This window comes from Dinghuibacter sp. (assembly GCF_035492835.1).
Classification (GTDB): Bacteria; Bacteroidota; Bacteroidia; order Chitinophagales; family Chitinophagaceae; genus Dinghuibacter.
In genome coordinates, this window is the sequence record NZ_DATJIY010000154.1 from 1 (window position 1) to 3,865 (window position 3,865).

General features: G+C 60.5%; 2 protein-coding genes. Both read right to left on the reverse strand.

What is annotated here, in order from left to right; translation table 11 throughout:
- Positions 1-2,577, reverse strand: a 2,577-nt coding sequence (locus VL547_RS14065) for a TonB-dependent receptor (RefSeq protein WP_325578828.1), incomplete at its 3' end; no start/stop codon positions are given.
- 187 nt (positions 2,578-2,764) lie between these two features.
- Positions 2,765-3,865 (reverse strand): FecR family protein (locus VL547_RS14070; protein ID WP_325578830.1); only part of this gene is annotated, 1,101 nt, incomplete at its 5' end.

The following is a 3,865-nucleotide window of genomic DNA, read 5'->3' on the forward strand; positions in this document are numbered from 1 at the left end:
CGCGTTGCCGCCGACGTTGTACGTAAACGCGCCCGAGCGGCCGTGGTAGTCCGCGGTGAACTCCCATCCCTTGTTCTGCACCGCGCCCGCGTTCTGGGCTGGAGCCGTGACTCCATATGGGGCCGACACGGGGATCGAAAGGAGGATATTGTTCGTATTCTTGATGAAATAGTCGGCGGTAAAAGTGAGTGCGCCCTGGAGGAGAGCAGCGTCCAGGCCAATGTCGGTCTCGGTAGTCGATTCCCAGGTCAGCGCGGTGTTCACGCCGTTGATGGGTGATACGCCTGCCGCGAAGGCCGGGTTGGCACCTCCAAATACATAATTCTGACCAGCGGCGATCGTTGTGATATAGGGATAGTAAGCCGCGTCGACCTGGGCCGGGTCGCTATAGTTGATATTCTGATTCCCGAGCTTACCCCATGATCCCCGAAGCTTTAGTTCGTTAACAATAGGCCTCAGTGTTCTGAAAAAGTCCTCTTGCGAAATCCGCCAGCCCGCGGACAGTGACGGGAAAGTCCCGAACCGGTTGGCGGTATCGAAACGCGACGACCCGTCGTAGCGTAAATTCGCCTCGAGCAGATAGCGGCCCTCATAGTCGTAGTTGAAGCGTCCGAAGAACGACTGAAGCGCCAGTTCATACGAATACCCGTTGGACGTCTGGCCGGTGGTCGAGGCTGCGTTGAGATCAGAAAGGTCGTTGTTTAGAAAGCTCTGGCGGTAGCCATCCAGTTCATAGTATTTGGTATACTCCTGCGAATAACCACCCAGCAGCTTGAACGTGTGTCCCCCAAATCGCTTTGTATAGTCCAGGGTGGCCTGCAAAGTAATATAGGTCGTATTGTCATATTTGTCGGTCACGTTGTTGGGCCCCTGGTACAACCCTACCGTCCCCGTCGGCGTATAAAACTGGATATCCGCCACATAGGACTTATTCTGGTCCTGCGTCAGCGTATACCCCGCAAACGGCTTGAAGTGCAGGTCCTTGATGGGTTCCCAGTCGAGCCCCGCGGTCCCCGCCAGCACGTAGTGGTTATAGGACCCGAGGCTGGGGGAATTCAGCCAGGCGATCGGGTTCCCGTCCCCGATGTAGGCGTAGTCCCCGTTGGCCCACTTCAAGGGCACGATGGGGGAAATCCGGTTCACCTGCCGCACCATCTGCGAAAAGGCGCTCACGCCGGGATACGAGCTCAACGGCTCCTGGAAGGGGTTGAAGGTATAGGAAATATCGCCGAAGGCCCGCAACCGGGAGGTGACCTGCGTCGTCAGGTTGAGCCGCGTCGTATACCGTTGCGCCTGTGTCTTGGCGACGTTGCCCTCCTGGTCGAAATACCCCAGCGAGAACATATACTGCGTCTTGTCCGTGCCCCCGCTCACGCTCAGGTAGTGGTTTTGCTGGAGGCCCTTCTTATTATAGAACAGACCCAGCCAGTCCGTGTTGGGGTGACCGACGGGGTCCGAGCCATCCTTGAATTGCTGTATGTCGTTGTCGGTATAGACCGGCGCGGTGCCCACGTTGGCGAGCGCCTGGTTATACATCGTTGCGGCCTGCCACGACGGTAGATAGTCGGGCAGCCGCGTCGGCGTCTGCTTGCCCACGTATACGTCGTACTCGATCTGGTTGCCGCCGGCCTTGCCCTTCTTGGTGGTGATCAGGATCACGCCGTTGGCGGCCCGCGACCCGTAGATCGCCGCGCTGGCCGCGTCCTTGAGCACCGAGATGCTGGCTACGTCGTTCGGGTTGACGTCGTACATGCTTTTGATGATCCCATCCACGACCACCAGCGGCGCGGAATTATTCAGCGTGCCGATCCCGTTGATATTGAGCGAAGCCGCGTCCCTGCCCGGCTGGCCGTTGTTCTGGATCACCGTCAGCCCAGGCGCCGCCCCCGCGAGCGCGTTGTCCAGGCTGGTCACCGGCCGGTTCTCCAGCTGCGCCGAGCTCACCGTGGACACCGCCCCCGTGAGGTCGACCTTGCGCTGCGTGCCATAGCCGACGACTACGACGTCGCTCATGCTGTTGTTTTGTTTGGTCAGGACGACCGAAACCGTGGCGCCGCCGACGCGTAAGGTCTGTGTCGCATACCCAACGTAGGAAAAAACCAGCGTTGCACCCGCCGGGGCGTCCAGGGAAAATTTGCCGTTCTCGTTGGTGGTCGTGCCGGTCTTGGTGCCCTGGATCGTCACCGACACGCCCATCAGCGGCGTCCCGCTGGGGTCGGACACCGTTCCCGTCACCGGGCCCGGCGCGGGCACAACGGCCAGGGGCTTCAGGATGATCTGGTCCCCATCCACCTCCGCCTTCAGGTGCAGCGGCTGCAACAACCGGTCCAGGACCTGCCCCAGCGGCTCGTTGTTGGCCTGGCAGGTCACCAGCTCTTTGTCCGGTACCGTGGGCGATACATAGATGAATTTTACGCCGGCTTCCCTGGCCAGCTGTTTGAACACGTGCTTGAGCTCGTCCTGGTCCGCGACCAGGGTAACGCGTTGCTTGAGTACCTCCTGGCCCTTGACCGCCTTGGCATACAAGGCGCCGGTGACGCTGACCGTCAGGGCCATACAGAGCAGTCCAATTCTCATAAAATGAAGCATTGGCCCCTTTATGCATGGGCATTTTTTCATAACTTGAACAGGTTTTGGTTGTCAGTAAATGTTGATCGAAACGACCCCATCACAGTGGAATGGCGCTGGGGTTCCGGGGCCCGTAAGGGCCCCCGGCATTATGGAGAGTGACTATTATGGCTCATGTCGTTAGATTTTTAGAGGGTTACTCGCAAGGTCTGGCGTCTATCCGCACCGTCCCGTCCGTGACGGTATATCGGGCGTCGAGCGCCTGGCAGATCAGGTCCAGTTTCCTATAGATCGACTCATCGCTCAAGTCCGCGCTGATCTTGCAATGCTGAAGCACATCCCGGTCATACACTATATCCAGATCATACGTCGCCTTCAGCTGCTCCAGCACCTCCGTCACCGGCGCGTTGTCGTAACGGAAATCCGGCGTGACCGGCGGCCGCACCGCCACCGGCGTGTCCACCAGGATTTTCTGGAAGTCCCGTTTGAGGGGCTCGTATACCAATGCCTGGTTGGGTTTTACCTGGACGCCCGTCAATACCGAGTCGGGGCCCGCGTTGCGGCTCACCGAAACCTTCCCCGTGATGACCGTCACCTTGTCTCCGGACACCACGAAACGCGTCCCCAGCACCGTCGTCACCAGGTCGCTCGTATACACCCGGAAAGGCCGGTTAGGCGCTACCGTTACCGAGAACTCAGCCTTACCCGTGAGGTAGACGGACACCGCGGCCCCCGGATGCGTCGCATATCGTATAGATGAGGTTGGATAGAGGACTACCTGGCTCCCGTCGGGGAGGGTGACGGACCGGCGACTTTCTCCCGTGCTCACGGTGGCGAAACCGTCGTCGGCTGTTGACGCCGCGGACCGCGGGCGGCGCGCCAGCCAAAACGCCGCCACCAGTATAGCCGCCGCCACGATCGCTGCCGCGACGATCGCCGCCCCGGCCCACCCCCGGCGCAACCGGATCAGCCTACCGGCTTCCCCGGCGGCGGCCGCGCGATCCGGCGCGTCATCGCGAAGGCGGCGCAGGATCGCTTCCACGCGACCCTCGATCTCTTCCTGGCTGAGCGCCGATTCACGGATCGCCAGCGACCGTAACAGGGTGCGGGCCTCTTCGACCAGCGCCGGCCTTCCGGGAGCGCCGGCCATCCAGGCCTCCCAATGGCTATGATCGTCGCCCTGGATCACCCAGCGGATGAACCGTGGGTCGGCGAGCAGTGTTTCGATGGATTCGGGCATACCTAATAGAACGCGGTACGCGGCATATCTACTGCCCGAAATGAATTTTTTGTAAAA